The organism is Rhodococcus sp. IEGM 1408 (genome assembly GCF_033142235.1).
Classification (GTDB): Bacteria; Actinomycetota; Actinomycetes; order Mycobacteriales; family Mycobacteriaceae; genus Dietzia.
In genome coordinates, this window is the sequence record NZ_JAWLRW010000028.1 from 1 (window position 1) to 3833 (window position 3833).

The following is a 3833-nucleotide window of genomic DNA, read 5'->3' on the forward strand; positions in this document are numbered from 1 at the left end:
ATCGATCCGTCACTACCGATGTTCGGGATTGTCGAATCCGTCTTTCCGGGCGAGTCCTGGTCGAGTTTCAACAGCAAAGTCATGCTCATGACTGAGCGACTGGCGACGCTACTACACGAGTGGGCACCATCTCGACGTTGACTGCGTTTGAGCCGGGAACCCTCGTGCAGTGCGCTGGCCCTCAGACAGCTAATGGCCGTCCTCGCGGGTCGCAACAGCGACCCTCTAGCCCGGTCGCCTCAACTTGCGCGATCGCAGTCTCGATGTGGGGTTCCTCCTCCCGATGCGGCGCAATGTCCCAGCGGTAGATCACGACGGCATCACGACCGTCGGCTGCGCCGCACCGATGGTGGCGATCGCGGGTCAGCGCTCGAGCTGGCACTGGAGGGCGTTCTGGATGACTGGCAGGGCGGGCTGCTCGAAACCGGCGGTGCGGAGCCCAATGCGGTGGAGGTAGCGCTCATCGTCTTCGGCGCGGCCATCCTCGTGCCGGGCGACCTCGTTGACCTCGAGCAGGCCGAACCACTCCAGCGTCTTGCGCGCGGCCGAGTAGGGGTCGCGGTGAATGCCGTAGCGGCACAGCCTCACAACGCCAGGGAAGGCCCGCAGTCCGTCCTCGTCCCACGACCCCAAGCCGCACGCGGCCATCAGCAACACCGCGATCTCGGAGTCCTCGAGCACATGTAGCCAGCCGTTGAGAATGAAACCGGGCGGCATAGCGAACGCCATTTCGGAGACCTCCGGAACGGCGTACTCCTCACGCTCTCCGAGGGCTGCGGCGCCAGCCTCGTGGAGCGGGACGAACCCCTCGAAGCGGTTGCGCTTTCCCGGCTTGCCTGGGACGTCGACAAGCCCGGCGGCCTCTAAACACTTCAAGGCGCTCCCGACTGTGCGAGCGCGCTTGTCTCGGCCACTGTAAAAGAGCCCGCTCGCGTTGCTGTCAGGCGGCAGTGCAGCGACCAGGTCGGCCCAGCCAGTGTTCCGACTGTCGCCCGCGATCGGGATCTGCAGTTCCGCGAGGTGGGCCGTGGCGCCTGGCTTGCGATGCAGCTGCAGCAACGCGAGGACCGTCAGCTCCAGGCGTAGCGCCGAGCCTTTGCTGGAGGAGATCCGGGTCGCCGGCGGCCGGAGTTCGCGCGGGGGCGCCCTGCGGTCCGAACTGTCTCCCTCGATGGGGTCGGTCAGATGCGCGAACTGCGGGCGCAGCCGAAGGCCTACGGACTGAAATTTGGAAGCCGGCCGCTTGTACTCCAAGAGCTTGGTGCCGATGGACGCGAGGTGGGCCGAGAGCCCCTCCATCTGGAGGCGCAGCAGCCGGCGCTGGAGCTGCTCGTGCTCCTTCGTGGTGGGCTTGCGCGTCGAGTCGATGACCATTTCGGGCACGACTTCTCACCTCGTTATGTCGAGCCAGTCGGAACGTCTCAACCAGCCTGAGTGGCGAGTATCTAGGTCTAAAGGAACCTGGTCGCGACTGGCCGGTTAAGGCGTGTCTCTAGTCTACTGGATCGCCGGTCGGCGGTGTGTCTTCATTGAAGTCACACAGCGCCATCCGGGCGCTCGACCCCCCGAGAGGAGGACGCGTGGACACGCAGCATCAGTCGCCCCAGCGGGCACCGAACAAGCCGCGGCGGCCTGGCGACCTGAGTTGGATTCGTCTCGCTCTTCAGGTCATCCAGACCGCCGCCACCCTGATTCGCACATGGCACGACCTGTGAGGTCGTAGCGGTCGGAGGGCCCAGCTGGTTGCAGCCGGCTGGGTCCTCCGGCACTACACGCGCACTTTTCGAGATTAGTACGCCCGGGCGCACTCCCCCACTTCGAGCTGGCGCGCCTTCGCGATGGAGGATGTCTGCTCGAATGCCAGATTCGACCCCTCGGCACCTCGCTTCCCACCTACTCACCCTCAACTCGACTCCAGGCCCCTGCGCCACAGCACTGTCTCGTTTGACGATCCCCAACCAGCACAACAAAGGTGCGGGCCGGACTTGATCTGGCCTGCGCGGGAGGTCAGAAAAATCGTGCTGGTTAACCGTCCTGCATGTTGGTCCGGCATAGGCAGCCTTTAACGGCCTATCGTCGCTGAGATGGACGGAATGCTCATCGGGTATGCCCGATGCTCAACCCACGGCCAGGATCTGCGTGCGCAGCGCACAGCCCTCACACGTCTCGGCGTCGACATAGATCGGATCTACACCGACCGCGGGTTCACCGGCCGCAACCGCGACCGCCCCGGACTACGGGAGGCACTGGCCGCCTGCCGCGAGTTCGACACCCTGATCGTGACCAAACTCGACCGCCTCGGCCGCAGCGCCGTAGACCTACGCGCCATCGCCGACGAACTCCAGACAAAAGGGACCCGGCTCAGCATCGGCGGATCGATCCACGACCCCGCCGACCCAACGGGCAAGCTGTTCTTCGGCATGCTGTCGCTGATGGCGGAGTTCGAGTCCGACCTCATCCGCGCCCGGACCCGTGAAGGAATGGCGGAGGCGAAGAAGGCCGGCCGACTCAAAGGCAAACAACCCAAGCTGTCCGCACTCCAGCGCAAACGTCTGCTCGCCGACTACGAGTCCGGCGACTACTCCGCCAGTCAGTTGTGCGAGATCAGTGGGCTGTCCCGGTCGGCGATGTACGCGACACTGCGCCGCGCCCGAGACGAGACCTGACCACAGCGTTGACGTTGACCGCTGCAACTCCCGGTGCCATTCGGTAATCAGCATTAAGTTCTAGGTAACTCTAGGAGAGTGAGACGCCAACGTGAATTTTACGGACCTACCATGGTGGACTGCCGAGCGAGTGTCCTCAGCGTCAAACGCCGGCGTTCTAGTGGCCGCACTTGTCACTGCAGTAATCGCACTTCTCGCCATATTCCAGACGAAGAGGATCATCGAGCAGAACGAGAAGGCGAGAACCGAACATTCGCAAGCTTCGCTCGACTCCCAGAACAAACAGGAAGAGTACAATCGAATAGCATCCGAATCGGCTGCGCATCAGGCGAGGTCGGTCGAGCTCCAGCGCGAGGCTGTCGAACGAGCTAACCGCCCCATGATGACTGTCCGCTACTTGCCTCCGCAGAATGAGCGGAGCGTCCTCGAGTTGGAGATTTCGAATGCGGGAAGGTCGGTCGCTTACGAAGTACGTGTCACGTTTGAACCCGATCTACCAGCTAGACACCTCGATGTCCTCAACGAGAACTCCCATCCAAATTTAACCTTCCACAAACCCAACATCGACCTCCCCCGAACGGTGTTCGTTGGACGTATCTTTCAAACTTGGGTTCCTGGACAATGCGTGACCGCCCCCTTCTGGGTTCAGCATATGGATTACCAGGTCGGAGACCGCGCCTCCTTATCCGCCGAGGGCATCCCAGCGAACCAGCTGGTACGCATTAGCTACAGAGGCGAAAATCATGTTCGGTATAGCGATACCTTTGAGCTAGACCCAGGGATCTGGGCCGCGATGCTGTTCTACGAGACTGATGTGAAGAAGCAGCGGAAGGCGCTGGAAAAGATCGCCAAAGCCGTCGAGAAGCGGTAAGCCGATGTCGACGATTCACCCTCTGATCTACCTCTGAATGCTATTGACACTCGCTGGACTCGGTTACCGTCATTGCGAGAGGGCACAGTTGCACCATGGACCCCAAAGAGACACGTGCCACGAGGAGCAGTAGGACCCTGTGAAACAGGAGCGATATGTGACTCTCAACTTCGTTTGGCGGGATTTCGCAGGTTCGTTTGGCGGTGTCAGGTGATGCCTATGACGAGGGTGGATCGGGCGGCTTCGACGACGTCGTCGGTGATGGTGTTGAGCTCGTTGATCTGCATGATGCGCTC

The 3833-nt window shown here is 62.1% G+C and carries 3 protein-coding genes; 2 read left to right on the top strand and 1 reads right to left on the bottom strand.

The features are described from left to right. Positions 1–363: 363 nt before the first annotated feature. Positions 364–1383, bottom strand: coding sequence for a hypothetical protein (locus tag R4P08_RS18280; RefSeq protein WP_317815288.1), 1020 nt, complete (start codon positions 1381–1383; stop codon positions 364–366). Positions 1384–2084: 701 nt separating this feature from the next. Between R4P08_RS18280 and R4P08_RS18285 the strand changes: the two genes are divergently transcribed. Beyond that, positions 2085–2666: a recombinase family protein gene (locus R4P08_RS18285; protein ID WP_317815289.1), complete on the top strand. Its 582-nt coding sequence runs from the start codon at positions 2085–2087 to the stop codon at positions 2664–2666. A 130-nt stretch (positions 2667–2796) separates the two neighbouring features. After that, on the top strand, positions 2797–3537 hold the full coding sequence (locus tag R4P08_RS18290; RefSeq protein WP_317815291.1) for a hypothetical protein: 741 nt from the start codon (positions 2797–2799) through the stop codon (positions 3535–3537). Positions 3538–3833: the final 296 nt, after the last annotated feature.